This is a genomic window from Neobacillus cucumis (genome assembly GCF_023715505.1).
The window spans coordinates 37197-59216 of record NZ_JAMBOH010000007.1; the positions used below are offsets into that span (position 1 = coordinate 37197).

Annotated in this window: 22 protein-coding genes; 6 read left to right on the plus strand and 16 right to left on the minus strand. The window is 39.8% G+C overall.

Features of this window, described 5'->3' with window-relative positions; genetic code table 11:
* Positions 1–3: 3 nt before the first annotated feature.
* Positions 4–1545: a spore germination protein gene (locus tag M3226_RS12225; protein ID WP_251565708.1), complete on the minus strand. Its 1542-nt coding sequence runs from the start codon at positions 1543–1545 to the stop codon at positions 4–6.
* Between the two features lie 145 nt (positions 1546–1690).
* On the opposite strand from M3226_RS12225, the gene M3226_RS12230 reads away from it, so the two are divergent.
* The 4 genes from M3226_RS12230 (at position 1691) to M3226_RS12245 (ending at position 4698) form a co-directional block, all read left to right on the plus strand.
* A complete protein-coding gene (locus M3226_RS12230; RefSeq protein ID WP_251565710.1) occupies positions 1691–2281 on the plus strand; it encodes an HAD hydrolase-like protein in 591 nt (196 codons plus the stop codon).
* A 59-nt stretch (positions 2282–2340) separates the two neighbouring features.
* On the plus strand, positions 2341–3039 hold the full coding sequence (locus M3226_RS12235; RefSeq protein WP_251565712.1) for a DUF421 domain-containing protein: 699 nt from the start codon (positions 2341–2343) through the stop codon (positions 3037–3039).
* A 93-nt stretch (positions 3040–3132) separates the two neighbouring features.
* A complete protein-coding gene (locus M3226_RS12240; RefSeq protein WP_251565714.1) occupies positions 3133–4023 on the plus strand; it encodes a DMT family transporter in 891 nt (296 codons plus the stop codon).
* 156 nt (positions 4024–4179) lie between these two features.
* Positions 4180–4698: a DoxX family membrane protein gene (locus M3226_RS12245; protein ID WP_251565716.1), complete on the plus strand. Its 519-nt coding sequence runs from the start codon at positions 4180–4182 to the stop codon at positions 4696–4698.
* 51 nt (positions 4699–4749) lie between these two features.
* Here M3226_RS12245 and M3226_RS12250 read toward each other — a convergent pair whose 3' ends face one another.
* Entirely contained in the window at positions 4750–5139 is a 390-nt protein-coding gene (locus M3226_RS12250; RefSeq protein ID WP_251565718.1) for a YybH family protein, read from the minus strand.
* Positions 5140–5501: 362 nt separating this feature from the next.
* Here M3226_RS12250 and M3226_RS32220 point away from each other — a divergent pair, with 362 nt between their 5' ends.
* Positions 5502–5624 (plus strand): hypothetical protein, encoded by a 123-nt coding sequence (locus M3226_RS32220; protein WP_285857826.1) that lies wholly within the window; start codon positions 5502–5504, stop codon positions 5622–5624.
* A 21-nt stretch (positions 5625–5645) separates the two neighbouring features.
* On the opposite strand, the gene M3226_RS12255 is transcribed toward M3226_RS32220, so the two are convergent.
* From M3226_RS12255 to M3226_RS12315, 13 genes are all read right to left on the minus strand, one after another.
* Positions 5646–6143, minus strand: coding sequence for a DMT family transporter (locus tag M3226_RS12255; RefSeq protein ID WP_251565721.1), 498 nt, complete (start codon positions 6141–6143; stop codon positions 5646–5648).
* Between the two features lie 19 nt (positions 6144–6162).
* Positions 6163–6840: a Crp/Fnr family transcriptional regulator gene (locus M3226_RS12260; RefSeq protein WP_251565723.1), complete on the minus strand. Its 678-nt coding sequence runs from the start codon at positions 6838–6840 to the stop codon at positions 6163–6165.
* A gap of 16 nt (positions 6841–6856) precedes the next feature.
* The gene (locus tag M3226_RS12265) at positions 6857–7282 is read right to left on the minus strand and encodes a DMT family transporter (protein WP_251565725.1); all 426 of its coding nucleotides are present in this window, start codon (positions 7280–7282) and stop codon (positions 6857–6859) included.
* Between the two features lie 1167 nt (positions 7283–8449).
* The gene (locus M3226_RS12270) at positions 8450–9433 is read right to left on the minus strand and encodes a fumarylacetoacetate hydrolase family protein (RefSeq protein WP_251565727.1); all 984 of its coding nucleotides are present in this window, start codon (positions 9431–9433) and stop codon (positions 8450–8452) included.
* Positions 9434–9519: 86 nt separating this feature from the next.
* The gene (locus M3226_RS12275; protein ID WP_251565729.1) at positions 9520–10815 is read right to left on the minus strand and encodes an MFS transporter; all 1296 of its coding nucleotides are present in this window, start codon (positions 10813–10815) and stop codon (positions 9520–9522) included.
* An 81-nt stretch (positions 10816–10896) separates the two neighbouring features.
* Positions 10897–11691 carry a 2-keto-4-pentenoate hydratase gene (locus tag M3226_RS12280; RefSeq protein ID WP_251565731.1) on the minus strand — a complete coding sequence of 265 codons (795 nt, stop codon included), beginning with the start codon at positions 11689–11691 and terminating at the stop codon, positions 10897–10899.
* Between the two features lie 471 nt (positions 11692–12162).
* The gene (locus M3226_RS12285; RefSeq protein ID WP_251565733.1) at positions 12163–13050 is read right to left on the minus strand and encodes an alpha/beta fold hydrolase; all 888 of its coding nucleotides are present in this window, start codon (positions 13048–13050) and stop codon (positions 12163–12165) included.
* A 33-nt stretch (positions 13051–13083) separates the two neighbouring features.
* Positions 13084–14067 (minus strand): hypothetical protein, encoded by a 984-nt coding sequence (locus M3226_RS12290; RefSeq protein ID WP_251565735.1) that lies wholly within the window; start codon positions 14065–14067, stop codon positions 13084–13086.
* Between the two features lie 16 nt (positions 14068–14083).
* The gene (locus tag M3226_RS12295) at positions 14084–14893 is read right to left on the minus strand and encodes an FAD synthetase family protein (protein ID WP_251565737.1); all 810 of its coding nucleotides are present in this window, start codon (positions 14891–14893) and stop codon (positions 14084–14086) included.
* A gap of 21 nt (positions 14894–14914) precedes the next feature.
* The gene (locus M3226_RS12300; RefSeq protein WP_251565739.1) at positions 14915–15388 is read right to left on the minus strand and encodes a flavin reductase family protein; all 474 of its coding nucleotides are present in this window, start codon (positions 15386–15388) and stop codon (positions 14915–14917) included.
* Positions 15389–15615: 227 nt separating this feature from the next.
* Positions 15616–16800: an acyl-CoA dehydrogenase family protein gene (locus M3226_RS12305; protein WP_251565741.1), complete on the minus strand. Its 1185-nt coding sequence runs from the start codon at positions 16798–16800 to the stop codon at positions 15616–15618.
* 598 nt (positions 16801–17398) lie between these two features.
* Entirely contained in the window at positions 17399–19264 is a 1866-nt protein-coding gene (locus M3226_RS32485; RefSeq protein WP_251565743.1) for a XylR N-terminal domain-containing protein, read from the minus strand.
* A gap of 189 nt (positions 19265–19453) precedes the next feature.
* Complete coding sequence (locus tag M3226_RS12315) at positions 19454–20101, minus strand: pentapeptide repeat-containing protein (RefSeq protein WP_251565744.1); 648 nt, start codon at positions 20099–20101, stop codon at positions 19454–19456.
* A 210-nt stretch (positions 20102–20311) separates the two neighbouring features.
* Here M3226_RS12315 and M3226_RS12320 point away from each other — a divergent pair, with 210 nt between their 5' ends.
* The gene (locus tag M3226_RS12320; protein ID WP_251565746.1) at positions 20312–20491 is read left to right on the plus strand and encodes a DUF5808 domain-containing protein; all 180 of its coding nucleotides are present in this window, start codon (positions 20312–20314) and stop codon (positions 20489–20491) included.
* A 145-nt stretch (positions 20492–20636) separates the two neighbouring features.
* Here the strand turns inward: M3226_RS12320 and M3226_RS12325 are convergent, their stop codons facing one another.
* Positions 20637–21917, minus strand: coding sequence for an MFS transporter (locus M3226_RS12325; RefSeq protein WP_251565748.1), 1281 nt, complete (start codon positions 21915–21917; stop codon positions 20637–20639).
* Between the last annotated feature and the right edge of the window lie 103 nt (positions 21918–22020).

A 22020-nucleotide genomic window follows, 5' to 3' on the forward strand; every position in this document is an offset into this window, starting at 1 on the left:
TTTTTATCCCTTTCTTTGTTTAACCATATCCTTTGGTTTCAAATAACCAGGGCGAAACCTTTCTTTAAACGGAACATGCCGGATAATTAAATCCTTAGATGAAAAACTTCGCGGTGTCATCGGTGCGAAGTATGGAGTACCAAAGGATTTTAATGAAACCAGATAAAACAATCCAAAAATAAATAAAGACGTTGCTCCATAGATCCCCATAGTTCCTGCAGCAAAAATAAATAAAAAGCGACTGATTCTAATAGCGAAATTCAAACTAGTATCACTAATAATAAACGAGCTTAAACCGCTTAATGCGATGACAATAATTACAATTGGGCTAATTACATTGGCTTGTACTGCCGCTTGCCCTAGAATTAATGCACCAACGATTCCAATCGTTGGACCAATTGGAGAGGGTACACGCAATCCTGCCTCACGAATCAGTTCAAAGGCAATCTCCATCATCAAGATTTCAATCATTGATGGAAAAGGAACTCGTTCCCTTGACCCTGCAATTGCCATCAATAAATCCGGAGGAATCATTCCTACATGATAATTGGTAATGGCAAGATAAAAGGCAGATGCAAATGCAGCAACAAACATTGCCATTAACCGGAGGATTCGAATGAAATTACCATATGGTGTCCTTAGATAATGATCCTCAGGTGAATGGATCATGGCCCAAAAGGTAGCCGGCAGCACTAAACAGCTGGGGGAATTCGACATCAATAGGATAATATGACCCTCTTCAATGAAGGAGGATGCCCGGTCAGGACGTTCTGTATACAATAATGTTGGAAATAGAGATCTCGGACGTTCTTCAAGATATTGCTCCAAAATACTAAGATCGAGGATCCGATCAGTGTCAAGTGCTGCTAGTTTTTCCTTTATGTTTTTGAGCAGCTCCTCATTCGCTAAATCTTTCTGATAAACAAGAAAAACATCATTCCTGGATCTTTTCGAAACAACCTGTGACTCCACTATCAGATTTTCATTTTTTATCTTTTTTCGGATTAGGGAGATATTATCAATAACCATTTCATTAAAGGCTTCCTTAGCCCCTTTGACAATGACCTCATTTTCTGACTTTTCTATTCCCCTGCCTCGGGTTTTGGTTGTTTCAAATAGATAGCATTTGCGATCACCATCGATAAACAAAGCCGTTATGCCGCCAGTAATATACTCTGTAATTTCCCCAATGATAGTCGCTGATTTTAGGATTGGATATGAGGTTATATCCTGGATATTCCCTGTAGGCCCATCGTTTTTTAGTAATTTCTCGAGTATGCCTTCCTGAATATTTTGAATATCAACCATTGTACTTATATAGATAATAAAGGCACGACGGTCTAGTGCTCTGACCCTGAATTCACGTAATTTGACATCGGTGTTTTTTGGATAACTAAAGAGGTTTTTAAAGGTCTCCAAATTTTCCTCATAATGCCTGCTTATATCGCTTTCCTTTAATTCCATTACGGATTGATTTGATTTTTCATTAAAATGTGGTTCAGTATTGAATTTTCTTAGGAGCGTCTTTAATAGAGTTTTCTTCATTACGAACCACCTCCCATTTTTATATAGTTTTCCAACTTTAGGTGTCTTTATGTATGTAAGGAAAGGTTTGGAATAATTGAATATAGAGGGATTTTTCTATAGGATAAGAAAAGTGAAAACTTTTTATGAATAGAGGGATTTTAAGATGAATGTACTATGGGATTTTGATGGCACCCTTTTTGATACATATCCAGCACTGGTGGAGGGTTTCATCAGTTTAAGCAAAAGAAACTTGGATCGTACCGAGGTTTTAAGTTGGCTTAAGAAGGATTCAAAAACAGCCTTTAAACATTATGGAATATCTGAAGATTTGCGGGGTGAATATCAGCGGTTATATAATATGCACTCTGTAAACAGTCTGCCTTTTGATCATATTGAGGAAGTATTAGCAGCGGTCGCTGAAAATGTGATTGTCACTCATCGCGATAAGGAATCAACCTTAATGCTGCTTAAGAAATTTGATTTATTAAAATATTTCCAAGAAGTGGTTTCTGTTGAAGAACAAGGGTTTACAAGAAAGCCACATACCGCTTCCTATGAATATGTCCTAAAAACTCGTCACATCGATTTGGTCGTTGGTGATCGGGAGTTAGATTTAATCCCGGCACGTGGATTAAGCATTAAAACGGTTGCGTTTCAGAATCCTAACATCACTGCTGATTTTCATATTAATCATTATGCTGATTTTATTCCGAAGGTTCTCAATCAGTTAGACGGTTCAGATTTTAACATCTAGTATAAATCTTACCTAAAAGAACAAACTATCCCAAACAAATCATCGTTTGGGAGTAAGGTATGTCAATGTTTTTAGAAATAATTATTAGAACCTTTACCGCCTTTATCATATTATGGATTTTTGTACATATTCTCGGAAAACGAACCATCTTTCAAAAAACCTATCATTTGTTGATCGCAACCATTACCATGGGGACGATAGCGGGAAATTTAACCTTTAATTATAAAATAAAATTTATCTATTTTATCCTTTCGTTTGTCATTATGGGATCCGTTATATTCACCCTAAATATACTTTCAGTCAAAAGCCGACGCTTTCGCGAACGAATCGCCGGAAAACCTGTTACACTCATACAGGAGGGGAAAATCCTAGAAGCAGCCCTTCAGAAAACTGGCTTTTCAATGGATATGCTGAAACAAGCATTACGGGGGAAAGATATCTTTAATTTGGATGAAGTCGATTGGGCCATATTAGAGGTAAATGGCTCCCTATCCGTTTTAAAAAAGGCAGAATATCAGAATATCACCCGAAAAGATGTAAATCTGAATCTGCCATCCTACAAAGTCCCAGTAGAATTAATTATGGACGGTGCGATATTATCGGATAACCTCTCAAATTCCACTTACAACGAAGAATGGCTCAACAAAGAACTAAAGAAAAGAAATATCCAGGTTTCCGAAATCGCCTACGCTGTCGTGGGGACAAAAGGGAACTTGTATATTGATTTATATGAAGACAGCCAGCAGCCATCAAATTAATGGCTGCTATTAATTTTTAAGAAAATCCTTTGAAAAACGATTGTGTAAAGATTTATATTATGATTCGATAGAATAAAACAAAGGGGGGTAAACATGAGAGGAAAAATGAGACTCATCACGACCATGCTCATCTTTGGAAGCATTGGGGTCTTTGTAAAAAACATTGAGATGTCTTCAAGTGAAATTGCGTTTTTAAGAGGGATAATTGGAAGCCTATTTCTGCTTGGTGCCAGCTTTTTACTTAAACATAAGCCATCGTTTAAGGCATTAAAAGAAAATGCACTCCTGCTCTTACTATCAGGAGGAGCCATCGGGCTGAATTGGATCTTCTTATTTGAATCATATCGGTACACAACCATCTCAAATGCCACCATTAGCTATTACTTCGCTCCCATCTTTGTCATGATCCTGGCTCCATGGGTTCTCAAGGAAAAACTAACGAGTGTAAAGATTGGCTGTATTATAGCGGCTATGATCGGCCTGTTTTTAATTGTGAATCCTGGGGGAGAAGGCCAAAACCATACTCTTGGCATATTCTATGGTCTGTTAGCAGCGGCACTATATGCAAGTGTAATTATAATGAACAAATTTATAAAAAACCTATCTGGCTTTGAAATTACATTAGTTCAACTATTGGCCGCAGCCATTGTGCTTCTGCCTTATATCGCTTGGCAAGGGAATCTTACTTTTTCAGGGCTAAACTCCACTTCGATTATCTTTATCCTGATCTTAGGTATCGTTCACACAGGATTGGCTTATTTTTTATATTTCACCTCAATTCAAGAGCTAAAGGGCTCCAGCATCGCAGTCCTAAGTTATATAGATCCCATTTCCGCTGTTATTATCGCGGCGATTTTCTTAGGTGAAAGTATGACGGTTATTCAAATGATGGGCGGTGTTCTTATCCTCGGCTCAACCTTTTTAAGTGAAAAACTAGAGTTAAAATTGAATAAAGAAAGTAAGACTCCCACTACATCTCCGTAATGGGAGTCTTTTTTTGTTTGATTCAGTGGATGTTCATAATTCTGTAAAAACATTTCGAACAAACTTTGAACTTATCACTATTGCCATCTTTTTAATATGAAAAAGGAATATAGTAGAACCATAAAGAGAAACAAAATTTGAAAGGTGGAATCATTTATGTTTAACAAATTTTTAAGAGAGAATAAAGTTGCAGCAGTTATCTTAACTGTTTTACGTTTATACCTTGGCTACTCTTGGATTACCGCAGGAATTGGAAAATTATCTAGCGGAGGGTTCGATGCTTCTGGATTCCTAAAAGGAGCAATCGCCAACCCAGTAAAAGGTCCAGACGGCGCAGTCGTATTTGGCTGGTATGTTGACTTCCTTAAACACATTGCCTTACCAAACGTTGATATTTTTAACATGATTGTACCTGTTGGCGAATCTTTAATTGGTTTAGGCTTAATCCTTGGCTGCTTAACCACTACAGCAATGTTCTTTGGTCTTATGATGAACTTCTCTTTCTTTTTAGCAGGAACTGTATCTCATAATCCTAGAGACATCTTCTTAGGCTTCATCATCTTAACTGCAGGTTACAATGCCGGTAGAATCGGTTTAGACCGCTGGGTAGTTCCATTCGTTAGAAAAATGGGTAACAAAAATGCTGGTGCTGAAAAATCAAAAGCAATGGTGTAATTACAGTACAACAAAAAAGACGATTCGGGATCCGAACCGTTTTTTTTGTTGCTAACTATTTATTAAATCGGTTCCATATGAGTTATCGATGGCACATAACCAATTTCCTTGTGTATTCTTCTTAAACACATAGGTTGCTCTTCGATCCATTGAGAACTCCGAGTCCTTTTTTTCGGCATCAAGCAGCGTTTGAGAAATAACCAAAGCTGTGTCTCCGGCTTCTAGGATAATCATTTCCCCCTGTGTTGGTACAAGACTGTTATTAAAATACTTAGCGATAGCAATGAAAGCTTTTTTTATTTCCTCCCTGCCTCTAGCAACCCTGCCAGGCTTTACGACCAAAATGGCATCCTCTGTGTAATATTTCATTAACGTATCAAAATTTTCCTGCTTTATGGCCTCGTCACACTTCTTAATAAACTCTTTTAATTCATGTTCCATCTCTTTTCCCTCCCCTTTAAACATGTACATTTTAATAATATTTTAATAGACAATTAATATGCCCATAACAATTAAGACATAGTTTGTTAACATTGGTGCTTTAAACTATATGTTAGTGGGGATAGCATGCGTGGCTATCATGGTATTTGGCGTAGGCGGAGCCGGTACTAGTGGGACGGGAAAATTGGATAACGATTAAGTTATGGTGTTGTTCAATATCCAGTATTTTATTTTTTGGCCAATTTTGTTTATTCACAGAAAACTCGATTAAATAGTTGGTATACTTCATCTCCTTCTAGAGACGATAAGAATGGAGGTGTAATAAACCTATGAAAAATGAAAACAATGGAGGGGGAAACCAAATGAAATACAGTATTTGGAATACTCGTACCGAAGAAAACATTAATATAACGAAAGAGAAAATGACAGATGCGTTAGAGCATTCCCCTCTTGAATCAAAATCCACAGAAGAACAAGATGACTAAAAGCAGCCGTAAAAGGTTGCTTTAGTTTCCACCTAAATGCTTCAAGCCATTCTGAATCACCCTCGACTCCTCCTGACTTTCTTTACCACCGCCCAACTTAAATACAACAATCCCCGCCACAATCACCAACACCCCAAGCAAATGCTTAAAGGTAAAAGGAACCTTATCTAACCCCAGAAAACCCATGGAATCCCACCATAAGGCAAACACGAGCTGTGAGATTAAGGCGATTGAAACGGCAATTGTTGGTCCGAGCCTCTTAATCCCTTGAACGATACATGTAACCACTCCAACTCCGATTACTCCGCTCATCCAATACCAGGGCTTCATATCATGCAGATAAAACATTTGTTTTCCTTCAAAAATTAGCCCCATCAATAGCGAAGCAAGGAATCCAAGTCCCAGCACCAGCGTGGTTGTCGCCCAAGAACCTGCGCGTTCATTGACCTTACTGTTAAATATATTCTGCAAACCAACTAAAGAACCTGCTATTAACGCGAAAATGAATCCTACTAACATCCAATCCTCTCCCTAAACTTTATTCGTAAATATTGCCCCCGGCAAGCTTCCTTAATCCCTCTAAGTCCTTCACGAGAATAAAGCCTCTATTCCTCTCAATCAAACCTTCCTCGCAAAACTTAGTGATTACTCGATTTAGATGCCGGTAACTTGTTCCAATTAAATTCGCAGCATCTTTTATACTGAGAGCCACCTCAGATTCCTCAAACGATACAGATAAGAGGTAACTGGCGAGCCGTACTTCCACCGGATACATAATATTAAAACTCATTGATTTATTTTTAAGGTGGAATTTTTTCGTAATAATTTCTAATAAAAAATTGAGTAGTGGCGCATGGTCATGTCCATATTGTTTCAACCAGCGATGATGAACACCAATCATCATCACCGGCGATACCGCCTCAACCGTGTTAATAAAATCAATGCCCTGTACGTATTCAAGGTCCCCAATCACCTCAAGCGGCTTTTTAAAAGAAAGGATAAGGGTTTTGCCTTCAGGTGAATTCGTATAGATTTTTAGTTTTCCTTTAACAAGGATATATAAATATTGATACGGGTCACCTTGAGAGCAAATCAACTCTCCCTTATCAAACCTATACAGCGCTAGATGTGGAAGGAGCTGTTCCGTAAATATGGCATCGATTTGATGCATCTTGATATAAGACTCCAATTTCCCACGATCGTTTATTTCCAGCACACATTCCACCTCCATTTTAAAAACGAAGTATTACCACACCAGCAATCATCAAGCCAATTCCGATAAATTGCGGAAGCTTCATTCGTTGTTTTACCAGTCCAAACCAGCCATTACTATCAATGATAAAGGTTAACGTTAATTGGGAAATCAATATGGCCGAAATCGACAAGGTCACGCCAATCTTCTGGATCGATGTGACGTTACCAAAAATGACAATCGCAGCAAACGCACCGCCAGTTAAATAGAAAGGATTTACCTGTTTGAATCCCTGCCATTTATTTTCACGAACAAATAAAGATACTAGCAAGGCCACCACAAATCCGGTAAACTGAGTAATCGCTGCTGCCTGCCAAGTCCCGATATCATCACTTATCCGTGTGTTTGCCACACCTTGCAGTGTAATAAAGGCCCCTCCTAAAATGGCGAATAAGCATCCTTTCATTTTTTATCTCTCCCTAAACTAGATCTACCTTTATTAAAAAGTATTTCTCCATGTTCAGGATAGGACATATGTCCTCAACTATCATTTTATTTTCGTCATTAGGTATTAATCTCCAAAAACGATTAAGACTACGTATACCTTTTAAATATCGAAATCCAATTGAATCAGACACTAAGGTATATTGGGGATTATTTTTATTAATAATAATCTACGCGTGCTTAGGATTATATATATTAAACCAAATTTGGACTTAAGGCTTTTTATAACAGTCTAAAAATGTCCTGCAAAGGTATATTACAAACAAAGATGTGTAATCTAGAATTCGTTAATAGTTACATATGAGTGAGGGATATTATGTACAGTCATATAGAAAAGATGGGCAGCAGATACCATTCATTAGAAACACATATATGGATACATCAAGATGTATTTAGTATTCAATGGTGGACTATTGTCCTTTTAAATGCTTTATTTTTTATTTTATAACTTTAATGGTTCGAAGTAGAATATTGTTAATTTCTTTAGCATTTGTACTTAATTTTATTATTGTTGGTCTGGCAGAAGAAATAGGCACTTTTTACGACCGTTGGAGTTATCCCCACCAATTATTAATATTTACTCACCGCTTAAATTCAGTGGATTTTCCGATCGTTCCCGTACTGATGGCTTTGTGTTATCAATTTTTCAGTAAATGGAAAGTTTATTTACTAGCTGAAGTTATTATTTCTGCTGTAATGTGCTTTATAGGGATACCAATTTTTGTTTATTTTAATATGTATAAGTTAGAAAATTGGAACTATCTATTCTCATTTATAGTTACACTTCTTATGTTTATCCTTTCAAAAATGATCCTTGATTTTGTACGTAATAAAGCGAAAAGGTATTCACATTAGAACCTTGGATCCTTTCCCTTGTTCTTTGTTTCAAAAAGTCATTCGTTACCTGAGCACTTTTCTTGGCATTACTTCATTTGGCAGTCCTACTACGTCGCTTCCGAGTAATGCATGGCAAAATCACTAATCTTAAACAGTGATAATCTGATCGTTCTTAATGGTGACTCGTACATCAATGGACCATGCCGATTTATTCCGGCACCTGTATAGGTTCCCTGCAAAGTAAAAAGTAAAAAGACGAACAGTTCATAGCACTGTTCGCCTTAGTACCAGCTTATAGGCTGACTGGCTTTTTACTCCCTGTCACCACTTTATTTTTCTGTTCACCCAAATCAATGGAACCGTCCGGACTTTTGATTTGGCAGCGGATAATGTCGCCATCCTTTAGATATCGTTCATTATTGGCTTGGCTTGCCAATAAAATCTCCAGCTTTTGCTGAGCAGATAATGAGGAATTGGCAAGCTGTCCATTGACTTCAGGAGAAAGATTTAAAGCGACTCCACCAGTTGTCCCCGTAATAACTAAATCCCCTTTTGATAAATCCATCATTTCGGATAGCTCTGTCAAGGTCTCTGTCGGTTTAAAAAGCAGCTGACTTGAATTAGCAGATTGGCGAAGCTCATCATTAACCCAAAGGTTTAATTCTAAATTATGAATCTTTGCCACTTCATCTTGATCAAGTAAATACAGAATGGGACCAGCAGGTGCGAACGTCCGGTAGCTTTTTCCCTTTAACCACTGGCCTTCCGTAAACTGCACGTCACGGGCTGAGACATCATCCACCATCACAATACCGGCAATATATTGATGAAGATTATTGTCCGTCACCTCAACAGGCCCTGTAATATCCTTACCTATAATGAGACCTAGTTCAATCTCATAATCTAACAATTTCACATGATCGGGACGGATAATTTCGCTGTTCGCCCCACATAACGTACTATCCGCTTTACTGAAAAACAAGTTAAATGGAGGCCGGTTGGCTTCAAGTCCTGCTTCGGCACGATGGGAGGCATAGTTTGTACCCTGACAAATAAATCGTGCTGGTGTCGTGACAGGACTTAAGAGCTCCACATCAGCAAATGAAACAGCCCTTGCAGATCCTTCTTCCTTGATCCTTCTAGCTTCTTCCGTTCCTACTTCTAAAAACTCAGCTAAACTGCGATAAACATGTTCTAATACAAGGATGGAATCTCCTGAAACAACGCCCCACTGCTCTTGATTATCCGTTTGAAAACGTACCACTTGCAAACCCATGTGGTCATCCCTCTCTTTTTTTAAAATTAATTTAAAAGAGAACAGGTTCAGTCACTGTTCTCAATTTTTATACTTATTAGTTAATTTTACAAGACTTTTGATGTATTTGCATTTAATAGGCCTGAATTTTCTGACTCCTTTGGACGAACAGCCAGCCAAACTAATCCACCGAAAACAAGAAGGATTAATCCACAAAGCTGGAACGCATGTTGGAAACCAGCTGCTGGACTTGCTGAGTGTTCGATGAAATAACCCGTTACATATGGCCCTACAATGCCGCCCAATGAAGTTAGCGCCATGAACCAGCCTTGAATTTTACCCTGATGCTTATGTGAAACCAAATCTACTAAAATAGCTGGTCCCATAACCAAGGTAATACATCCAAATGTTAGCCCAAGCGATAATAATACTATTGCTAAAATATTCGAGCTGACCATCGCTCCAAAAAAGTAGCTGACTGCTCCAGCTAACATGACTGGTCCAAGGACAAAAATTCGGCCCTTCACCACACTTTTCGTTTTATGGTAAAGCCGGTCAGAAATTGTTGAAAAGATAATTTGCGAAAGGGTAATCATAATCCAAGGCAGTGCTACGACAATTTTTAAAGTGCCTTCACTTAGGTGGCGGACATTTTCTAAATAATTCGGAAGCCAGTTCAGCCCAATCGTAAAGGACCAATAAGTGGCAAAACCACATAATGCGACAAAGATGAAGTTTTTTGAGAATAGAGCAGAGGTGAATTTTGACTCGTTCGATACGATTTGTGAACTATCCTTTTCTGTAGCAAGTTCCGTATCTGTAACCGTTTTCTCTTTTGCAATCCATAACCACACTAAAATCCAAAGAAAACCTACAACTCCGGTTGTGATAAACGCAGAACGCCAGCCATAACTCATGATGAGGTGCATTAATATAGGGGCTGAAATGGCGACACCAAGCGGACCGCCAACTGAAACCATTGTTAAGCCAATACCTAATTTTTCTTTTGGAAGATATTTTGAGGCGGCTGTCATCGCTAAAGCGTATGAAGGCCCTTCTCCAGCTCCTAAAATGATTCTAGTTACCAATAAATACGAAAAACTGCTGACAAATATCGTCGAGAATTGAACGATTGACCAGACTGCTACCATTCCAGCAATAACCTTTTTCGCTCCAATCTTATCTGCAAGGCTGCCGCCTAAAACCGCTGAAAGTGAATACAGTAAAAAAAAGACACTTCCAACAACTCCCCATTGCTCGGGAGATAATCCTAATTCCTTCATAATCGGAACGGAAGCAAATCCAACAATGGCTTTATCCGCATTACTGATAACTGTTAATAAAAATAGCAGAAAGATGATCACCCATGCTCTTTTTGATACAGAACTTTTCTTTTTCCCCATAAAAGGACCTCCTTAAAATTCACTCATTTATATTACTTATTTTCAAGACCTTTCCTCCCTGAGAAAGGTCTTGTTAGTTGACTACTTAAATGTAACCTCAACTTTCCCAATATGAGAGAATCCAGCTGTGAATCGATCTCCTTTTTCAGCTGCTACCGCTGCTGATAATGCCCCAGATAAAATAACCTCCCCTGCTTTTAACACCACATTGTACTCGGATAGCTTATTTGCCAGCCAAGCCACACATTTAGCAGGATGACTTAAAACATCTGAACCATATCCTGTATTGACCAATTGACCATTTTTAAACAAATTCATTTCAATCGATGGCAGATCGATATCTGTGAGCGAAAACCGCTCATCACCGATGACAAACAATCCGCTCGATGCATTATCGGCAATCGTGTCGGCCAAGGTAATCTTCCAGTCCGTAATCCGGCTGTCGACAATCTCTAAGGCTGGGGCTACATAATCTGTCGCATCAATAACATCATCGATTGTCACAGAAGGCCCTTTCAAATCCTTGCGGAGTACAAAGGCAATCTCACCTTCCACCTTTGGCTGAAACAAATCATCTAAATGGATTAACCCATTATTACTGATTTCCATCGGGTTCAAAAGAAAACCGTAATCCGGCTGATCAACACCTAACAGCTGCTGCATGGCAACAGAGGTTAACCCAATCTTCTTCCCAACAACCCTCTGCCCGCCTTGAACCTTTTGATCAATTCCTAAAAGCTGGGCCTGATACGCCTCATCCACCGTTAAATCTGGATAGATTTCTGAAAGAGGTGTGATCGATTTCTTTGCTGCTTCAGCCTGCTGCAAAAGCTCATAAACATGTTGAACACGATGAATGACTTGATTACTACTCATAGACAAAACTCCTTTTAAAAGAAAAGTGCAAGCGCCTTGGTCAGCCCCGATATAGGGCGACTTGTCGACTGGCCAGCGAAAGCAGGGTCAAAGACTAGTCGCCCTTAATGCGTACAGAAAGCGATAGCTTTCTGTAGCCAAGCATAAGACGAGCCGGCCGAAAGGTTGCTTTTTAACCTTTTAGACGGATTGATCTAAATGTGGAGGCGACTGTTCTGGGACTCTAGGCTAAGACGCACCCTGTAAGAAGGCACTTTTTGCCTTCTTCAGGGGGTGGCTTAGACTTGCGTCCCAAGGAGCCGCAACTGGATAAGCTGTAGATCATCGAGGGGCTAGGCGCTGGAGCTAGACAATTCTCAAAGTCAAAAACTTTTCTTTCTTACCTTATTAAAAATAGAGCACTATCTGATAGATTCAAAAACATGTTAAGCTATGAATCAATTTAATAGTGCTCTGCAAAGGTTGTTTCTATTATTTTGTTACTAGTGTTTCATCCTGCTTAGCAGCTTCTTTACCATTTTTCAACAAGAAGTCTATTAATACAGCATTGAACTCTTCGGGTTTCTCCCACTGCGGCCAGTGTCCGGCATCCTTTATGACAACTAGTTCACTATTTGGAATCATATCCTGAATAGGTTTCGCTTCCTCAACAGTAGAGGTTGGGTCATGGTCTGTCCAAGCTAACAACGTCGGTACATTGATTTTGCCGCACCATGATGGTTCCCAGCTGTATAACTTCCTAATTTCAATATCCTGCAGGCAGACAATATGATGAACGGCTTCTTGGTAAGACGGCTGTGTATAAATTTTGTAGCGGGCTTCAATCAATTCATCGGTCACCTGGCTCTTGTCATACATTAACCACTCTAGTCTAGTTTTAACATTTTCATAGTTAGCTTCAAGAACCGCTTTTAATGTAGAATCTTTTAATTTTTGCATGACTTCAGGCTTGTTATTGACGTTGCCCGGTGTATTCAATACCATTGCTGTTACATACTCTGGATGCTCAGCTGCAAACCATGCTGCTACCCAGCCGCCTAATGATTCTCCAGAAAGATATACTTTTGTTAATCCTAGGGCTTGAATAACTCCTAATAAATGCTCGCTATAATAATCAATTCCATACTGGCAATCAGGTTTAGCTGTATATCCGTGTCCTACCATATCGATGCAAATGACGCGGAAATGTTCACTCAATCCTCGAATATTTCGGGCATATGCCTCAATATGGCCACCGGTACCATGAAGTAAAATCAACGGTTCCCCTGTCCCAGCTTCTAGTACTCTTGTTTTAATATCGTTTGCATTTACGTAATAAAGTTTGTATTCCAAATCAGCTAAGTCTGTCCAGATCGTCATTTAAATCTCTCCTTTTTTTTAACAATAAACCCCTTAAATGCTAACTTCGTATTGTGATGATTGTTTTGAATCATACTGTTCAACCGGCTGGCTAAACTGAACAATCGCCATCCCTGTCACCCATTCTGGAATTGGCTCATAGCAAGCAACACTCGCATCAAATTTTTGCAGCGCACCAAGCAGGACAAGCCAATTGCGAATCTCTTGACCGCCGTTTCCTAAATTTTCCTCAATAAAATCGGCACTCCAGTTTCTTAATGCTGTATAATTCTTTTCGGTAATCAATCGTAAAAACTCCCGATCGATTTGTTCGTTAACAGGGCCTGATTTGATTCTTGTTACATTTGTTTCCCTTAACTTTAAATAGGTATCAAGCTGCTCTATTTCCTGACGGCCATTTTTTAAAACATTAATCAAGAATTGGTCTTCCGGTTTTTCACTCTCGATCTTCGGTATCGGCACCCAGTGAGATAATCCGCCTGAAGCAACAATAGCAACCTTAAGATCTGCATCCCAGGATTCAATCGCTTTGCGGATGACTTCACCAATTTGGAAACAGCGATCCATTGTTGGCAGTGGCGGAGCAGACGTATTAACGGCAATCGGAACAACCGGTATTTGAAGATCAGGATTTAAAAAGTAAATTCCCTGTGTATGACCGTGATCGACCTTCATTTTTAATGTAAACGCTAAATCAACATTATTTTCTAAACCTGTGTGAAGAATATGCTTTGCCAGGTCTTGCTGGACGGGGATATTATATTTAGGCAGCTGCCAGTCTCCCCAGCCTTCACACTCACCAATTCCAATCGTAAAGGAAGGCATATGGTCGTAGAAATAACTATTAAAATGATCATCAGACACTAATACCATCACATCGGCTCCTGTAGCTTCAAGGTACTTCTTCATTTCAGCCGCTGTTTGAAGGAAACGCTGTCCTTTTTCTCCGCCTCCCTCTTCATTTGTCATGATCATGGGACTATGTGACATGGCCACGCCTGCAATAATTTTAGCCATTCAATCATCTCCTTTTTTAAGAAATTTGTAGTTTCCTAGCCTCAACAATTTGTTTTTTCCAGACTATCGATAGTTTCCCTATGAAAGGAATTTCATCCTTACACTTGAGTGTTGTACCATCGTTGAGAACGGTGAGTTCTGTTTGGACCGAACCACTCAGATTCTTTAATATAACTCGGTATCGGCCTGGGCCCGGCAGAGTATAATACGGATACAAGATGAATCTCTCCCCATTCCATTCGCACCGTGTTTCGTAGAATTGACCAAGTAAATTGGGCAGTTCTTCAACTTTGCCGTTTAACAGCCGTTCGCGAATACAGGAACTGCTAATCTTCTCCCCCCTAAGCTCTACCTTTGCTACCTTTGTGACATCTATCCGGCCGCCGGAGTCGCTCGTTAACCGATCCATATTTCCCGCCCCGCGAGCACCGTATGAAAAATCAAATCCGGCCACTGCATGAACAACACCAAGTCCGTTTAAATACTGTGCAACAAACTGTTCTGGCGCTAACCCAGCGAAGTCTTTATCAAATTCAACAATATAAAACGTATCAACACCCATTTTCCTGAGCTTCGCCTCTTTTTCAGCAAGCGGCATTAAATAATGGACGTGAATTTTCCCATTGCTGATAACAGTCTTGGGGTGAGGAAAAAAGCTCATGACAGCTAATGGTACTTGCTTTTCGTTTGCCTTTTGAAAAGCGGTGATGATGACTGCACAATGCCCATGATGGAGACCGTCGAAACAACCAAGTGCCATCACATTTGGCCTCGCCTTTTTCTTCCATTCTGCCAAATTACTTCGGTTTAAACGAATTGTTTCCATAACAGTCTCCTCTCACGGTTCTTAAATGGTCACAGGCTCTAACTCTACTAATGAACGGTACTTTCCACTGTAAAAAATTAATGGCTCAGCATCTTCAAGGTGAATATCGGTAACCTTGCCAATAAACAAGGTGTGGTCCCCTTCCACATGCTCAGCCGATACTTCACAGGCAACTTGGGCAACGGCACCAGGTAAAACAGGCTTTCCATCAAGGCGGTCAAATACTACTTCCTTTTTTAATTGTCCGGCGAAAATCATGGAAAGCTCTTGCTGATCAGCGGCTAAGATATTAACAGTGAAATTCTTGCTTTCTTTTATTTTGTTTAAGATTTTTGCTTTTTCTCCGATAGAAATAACCACAAGCTTTGGATCAAGCGATACGGACATGAACGCATTCGCTGTCATTCCGTGGACATCACCTTCTGCATCAGTAGCTATAACGGTTACCCCTGTTGCAAACTTCCCCATCGCACTGCGAAACTGACGATCATCCATTATAAAAATCCCCCTATTTTTTTATATAATTGCATTGTTAATCTGGAATGTTGATTTCCACTCCAGGCGGCAAGCGGTTCGCGGGCGTGCCGGGGAGCCTCATCGACGTACTTGCGCCTGCGGGGTCTCCCCGGCCCCGTACTCCCGCAGGAGTCTTCGCCGCCTTTCGCTCCAATCAACAAGCTAAAATACTACAATAGTCATAAAAAAGCCGATTTCCAGACCTCTTATCCCCTAACTCCACTTTCAAAGCCGAACAAATCCTTACCATATGCTGCAACAGCATCTTCATATAATGATGTCTTATGTGTAGCTACAGCAATGATATCTCGTAGGAATAATTCCATTGGGCCGCCTTTATAAAGGGCGCCTCCGCCTAGAGTTAACAGCGATCTTACCGCAATATCGGTGCAGAGCTTAATCGCTTTTGTACGAATGGCAAAAAATTCAGAAGGCGGTGTTTTACAGCCATCTTTTTCATAGTTTTCAAGCAGGTCAATATATTTTTCCAATAATGCCTCTGCCATGTGAAAATCTGTTGTCATTTCTGCTAATACCCGCTGGCTTCTTGGTGACTCACTTTCTCTTACTCCATCCATTAAGCGCACTCGTTTTTCAGTCAGCACTTTGAATTCCCGAAGCATCCGTTCTGCCCCGCCCAGTGCCATGTAGCCGAAACCTATATAGAAGGAAGGGAAAAATGGGACATGATAGAAAGGATAGTCCACATCGTATTCTTCAAAAGGTGGTCTTCGAGTAAGTTCTGCCTGGTCCAAACGTAAAATCCGGTCCATTGGGACATATACATTATCAGCAATAATTTGGTTACTTCCCGATCCTCTCAAGCCAAATGTATCCCAATTGCGGATTACCTCCACCTCAGAAGTTTTTAACATCGGCAGGCAGTATACTGGTTTCTCACTTTCTGGGAACTGAATCATCACTCCAACGCCAACCCAGTCACTGTAATTGATGCCGCTTACAAAACTCCATTTACCACTGATGCGATACCCCTCTCCATCACGTTCTGCTTTACCTAAGGCGGCAAAGATATCGGCAATTAATCCGCCATGATTGACAATCTCGTCGGCACCCTTTTCAGGAAGAAAGGCTGGAAGCATGTTGTGGAGAGGGTATAAATATGTCAGCCATGCTGCCGAAATATTATAGTTGGCCACCTTGCGAACTACTCTGGCAAACGTTTTCAAATCTGCTTGTGGACCGCCATATTTTTTTGGAAGCATCATCCGTGAAATTTGTGTTTCTTTAATCATATTCACAACATTTTGTGAAATCGTGGCATTTTTCTCAGCCTCTAAGGCTTCCTGTTCCGCTAATTTTCCAATTCGTTCTGCGCCGGCTAATAATTCTTCGACGGTCACATCTTCCCCTTTTAAAACGATACTAGCCATTTCTTTGACACCTCTCCATTTTTTTTAATAATAAAGTGATTGTGGACTACTGTCCGTTAGAAATTAAATTTGACATCGCTTACATTTGCATTTCAACTTGCGTTTCTAATATATTAACCTTGTAAATATTGTATAAAATTCAAAGTCTTCATTCTAGGGCAACTATTGCTCATCATTTTCTTTTTATTAGACAAAAATTGTTCATCATATATAAGAAAAGCGCAAGCGCCTTGGTCAGCCCCGATATAGGGCGACTTGTCGACTGGCCGGCGAAAGCAAGGCCAAAGACTAGTCGCCCTTAATGCGTACAGAAGGCGTTAGCTTTCTGTAGCCAAGCACAAGACGAGCCGGCCGAAAGGTTGCTCTTTAACCTTTTGGACGGATTGGCTTGTGACCTCGAGGGGCTAGGCGCTGGAGCTGGACAATTTTCGAAGTCAAAAACATTTATACTTTCTTATCTTTTAAAAAAAGCGCAAGGCGCCCGCCTATCGGCTTGTGGGCCCGAGCTGACGGCGCCTGGAACTGGACAATTCACGAAGTCGAAATTTATACTTCTTGTATAGATAGAAAAAAGCCATCCGGTCTAGCCGGATGGCTTTTAATCTAAACTGATTTCCCCCATCGCAATTAACGATTTTATAATTAAAAGTAATTGATGCATTTCGTTGGGATCACGTAAATCTTTTTCTAGTAGGCTTTCTATCCGACTAACCCTATGCCTGAGACCGCTCATTGATAAGGCTAAATCATTCATCGTTTGTTCAAGCTTTCCACCGTTTAATAAAAAACTATACAAGGTTTTTAGAAGTTCGACCATTCTTGGATCTACTAAGTTATATAAAGGACCAAGCTCCTGCTCGGCAATCATTCGAATTCCACTGATATTTTTCGAGTTTATCAGCACACCGACGATTCCTAGGGATTGAAAGGGAACAATCTTCTTCTTTACGGCTAAACGTAAGGCAATCGCAGCTTCTTCGTAACATTTAGGGGCTTGGTGAATATCGTCACCTAAACGGCTGATGCCCATCTTAAAATGACCTTCAGGATAATTTCCAATCATATAGTTAATATATTCTTGCATCACTTCATAGATCGATTTTTTATTGATCGTTTCATTTGTAATCAATAAGACCAAGTTGCCGTCCCGATGTCCTACTAATATATTATGCTTTTTTTCCTTAAAATAACGGAAGGTGGTTTCAAAGACATGTTCCTGCAGGAGGAATTCATCCTCAATCGAACCCTGTATTTTCTTATATTCCATTACCGATATATAATAATTTTGCTCAAGATCTAAGCCTGTATATTTGCCTCGCTTTGATATCTCATTTTTAGGCAGTCTGCCCTCTAAGATTTGTTCCAAAAAGCTGCCCTTCATTCTTTCAAAGGTTTCAAACTTGGTTTTTTCATTTAAGAGAATAAGAGAGGCGGCATTGGCAAACCGATCTAAGAACAAATAATCCTCTTCATGGTGATGCTCCATTTGATCATAAACAAAGCTGCAATAACCGATTACTTCTTTTTGTAATAGAATTGGGGTAATGAGACGTTCCTGAGTTTCAGTTTTGATGATCTTTTTTCTAAAAGGGAAAAGTCGATTGGTATCTAGACTCTTTTCTTGGGAATAACACTCCATATCTGATTTTACCCGTAAAAATTGTTCCTCCTGCAGGCCTGAAAAAGTGATTGTGCGAAGAGCTGTATCCTCCACGATAATGGGGATTTGAACCAGTTCATAAACCATATCGGCTAACGTCTGCAAGTCAGTACCATTGATAATCTCTTCGGTCAGCTTGTTTTGAAAATTAGCCAAACGTGTGACCACGTTTTTTTGGTCTAGGAGCTGATCATACGTATATTCAAGTTCCTTCACAATGGGTGCTTCATTATAAAAATCCAGCTCATGCTCGTCTTGAAGTTCTGTTTCCCATTCTTTTTTTGGCTTCATCTCCCAGCAGCATTTCGGGTCCCCTTTTCCAACACAGGAAATTTCTCTGGCTAGAAGAGGTTCCCCAAAGATGGTTGTCATAAAACCGCTTGCAAAACCAATTAAGGTATGACAGACAGGACCATTTGATATTCCAAAACGATTTAAATGTTCCTCGGCCTCATATGAATCTATCCAAGTTCCGAACGAATGAAAATGTTTGATCCTTTGCTTCTCATCCACATCAAAATTACATTCATGCTTGATCCCTCTTATATGGCCATTTAGTATATGAAGGATCGGTCCATTCTTGATGAGATATTCGAGAGAGGATTCGGTTTGCAACGCTTCTTTAGCATTTTTCACACCCATTTCCCAGCCATAATGAAATAAGAACCCCTTAATTCTCTTAATCCCAATATTTTTGGCAAGCTGCTGCCTGAGGATACCGAATACAGACGCAGATGTGATTATCTTCCTGTCACCAGCAACCTCCTCAAGGCTATAACTCTCTTCCGCAACTATAACAGTCACACTAACACATCCTCTTTGAGATCAGTTTAAAAAGTAAGCGCTTTTACCATTATTCTAGTCTAAAGATTGAGAGAGTTCAAAATTTTTTGTAGTGTGTTGGTATAGACGACCACCCAGATACCTTCTTTAAATCCAATATCATCAAAAACGATGCCTAATCTAATAAGCATCGTTTAGGTAAGCCGTGTATTATTGTTTCACTTTTAACCCTATCAAAGAAACAAATCCTATTGCCTGTTCTGGTGAAACTTCACAGCCAGCCAGACTTTCAATTGACACATTTAGTCGTTCAAATCGACACGTACTAATGTCAATCCCTTTCAACGATGTTTGTTCAAAATGCGCATCATTTAAGTCGCATTCTGTTAACTTTACTTTGGAAAGCTTACTATCATAAAAGTTCGCACTCTGTAACGTACTTTGCTGAAAGGCCACCAGTTTTAAACTTGCATCGACAAACTCACTGAAATTCGCCAAACAGTTTTCAAATGTTACATTTCCCAAATTTGCATCTGAGAAGTCCACGCCCATTAACTTGCAGTCCCTAAAGGAAACGCGATGGATGATTCCCTCACTAAATCTGGCATTAGACAGGTCACAGTTTTCAAAAACAACATCCGTCATATCAATTCTATGGAGTTTAGCATTGAGAAACGTTACATTTTTAAAGACAACTCCTGAAAGTATCAGGTTATTAATTTCGACCTCATCTGCCCGAGATCCGGTCACCATGCAGTTGATTAACTGCGGTTCTTCTTCATGATAAAGATCATCAAAATTAGCTTTACTTAAGTTGGATAAGATTTTGGGAGATTCGATTTTAAGTCCTTTTCCCATATGAAAACACCCTTTATTTAGATATTATTAGGTAACTCTAACATATGGCAGCATCAGATGATAGGTCTTTTAATTATGAAAAAAATATGTCAAAGTGCTTAAATTTAAAAACTGTACACCAATATCCCCCAAAATAAACAGCTATTAAATTTCAAATTAACTATAAAAGAGTTAAAAGAAAGACCATTTATTAAGAAGGTGTGATTTAATATGGATAAAAGAAAATGGTCAAATAAGGAAATAGAAGAGTTCAGAAAAAGGAATGGTAAATTTGCGTATTATAATAAGGAAGACGCTTATCTCTTTGTTCCAAAAGCTTTAGGTTTTGGATGGACTTTGAACTGGGCAAATCCACGATCATGGCTGTTTATTTTCCTCATTTTGGAGTAATTATTTTTCGGCATATATTTAAATAAGGAGCAAAAGCGCTGGAGCTGGACGTCGATAGTCCGTTTTTTAATTGTTATCCACAAGCGAAAATTTTATAATTTCCTTAACGACAAAAAGAGATTGGACTTCCAATCTCTTTGCATTATTAACTCCCCGACAATGACCGAATTTTTCTCAATGAAGGGAACAAATACATCCACAGACCGGCAACAATAATCGTTCCGACTCCTCCTATAAAAGCGGCAGGTACCGTGCCGAACAGACCGGCCATCGTTCCCGACTCAAATTCCCCAAGCTGATTGGACGTCCCGATAAAGAGTGAGTTTACGGCATTCACACGGCCGCGCATTTCATCTGGTGTTTGCAGTTGGACAAGTGAGGATCTAATCACCACGCTGATGACATCCGAACCTCCGATTAAAAATAAAGCAAATAAGGAAACAATTAAACTAGTTGAAAGGGCAAAGAGCATCGTGGCCAAGCCAAAAACCGCAAGTGCACCGAACAATTTAAGTCCGATATTGTTTTTAAGAGGATAATAAGCCAGTACCAATGAAACGATTAATGCTCCCACTGCCGGCGCAGTCCGCATTAACCCTAAGCCCCATGGTCCCGTATGTAAAATATCCTGGGCATAAATCGGTAAAAGTGCCGTCGCCCCGCCAAGCAGGACAGCAAATAAATCAAGGGAAATCGTTCCCAGTATAACAGGGTGGCGATAAATAAATTCTAAACCTAAAAAAATCGAACGTATTGAAACTGGCTCCGATTTACGAACAAATTCATGTTCCGGACGAATCATAAATGTTAGAATAGCTCCGACAAAGAGCGCAACTGTTGCCGTACTGTATACATATGAAGCTCCGATTGAGAAAAGTAAACCGCCAATCATTGGACCTAATATTTGGGAAGTCTGTCCTGCAGTGGTGGCTAAAGAAATAGCTTGCTGCAATATCTTTTTCGGAACCAACTGCGGTAATAGAGCTGATGAGGTTGGACCTTCAAAAGCCCGGCAAGCCCCCAGAATGGCCGCCGCCACTAAAATTTGGTCTCTGCCGAGCCAGCCGCCAATATTGCCATAAAGAAGCAATCCGGCAATGAACGCTTCGATAATTTGGCAATAGAAAACGATTTTTCGACGTTCAAACCGATCTGCCACTTGCCCAACTACAAAGGTCAAAAATACCATTGGAATAAACTGAGCAAGACCCACTAAACCCAAACTAAAGGCGTCATGTGTCAAATCATACATTTGCCATCCGATGGCGACGGACAGCATTTGAAATGAGGTGGAGGCTAAAATCCTTGATACCCAATAGTTCCGAAAAGATGGCTGTCTAAAAAGTGAATCACCTGATTGAAGCAAAATCAAATTCACGCCCTTTTTCTCAATAATTACTTTAATTTCAGCAATATTATACTCCATTTCATGTCGATCTTCATTCCTTTAGTACTTCAGGGCGCTCTAAGCGATGTTTCCCCATTTGGCATCCTGCCGATCCTAACTAGAATTTCGCAGACTTTACGTT